General features: G+C 37.1%; 1 protein-coding gene. It reads right to left on the bottom strand.

Going from position 1 to position 431, the window contains the following annotated elements:
* The coding region (locus QN395_RS21460) for a hypothetical protein (RefSeq protein ID WP_323493152.1) at nt 1-289 on the bottom strand (289 nt) is incomplete at its 3' end.
* Nucleotides 290-431 lie beyond the last annotated feature (142 nt).

The raw sequence follows: 431 nt of genomic DNA, 5'->3' as shown, positions 1-431 counted from the left end.
ACTCAGTGCGAGAATTTATTGTCCCGATAGCCTGAACCATTTTTATTCCCCACATTTTTTCAACGTTTTCTCTAGATGCACTCTCAGGGAATTTCGCTGCAATTGTCAGCAAATTTGCCCATAGTTCTTGGGCAGTAAATGGGTATGGCGCATGAAATTTTGTATCCATTGACTCTTCTTTCGTTTGCGTTGATTTACCAGCGCTCAAATCTCCTTGCGACTTCGCCGCGATTGGCAGAGCACATAGGAGAATAGGTAGCATCATCTCAAAGACGTTTTTTAACTTCATGTACACGAATCTCCGCCGTTTTATCTCTATAAATTATTTATAAGTTAACATAAGCTTCTTTTAATGATGTAACTAAACCTTACTAAATTTACAAAATCCAGTGAATGTATCAAATCACTTTCTTTTCATATGTAAGTTTTTG

Source organism: Undibacterium sp. RTI2.2 (assembly GCF_035018705.1).
Classification (GTDB): Bacteria; Pseudomonadota; Gammaproteobacteria; order Burkholderiales; family Burkholderiaceae_D; genus Undibacterium.
The sequence above is the reverse complement of the archived record's forward strand: the minus strand, read 5'-3'. Positions and strand labels throughout refer to the sequence as shown.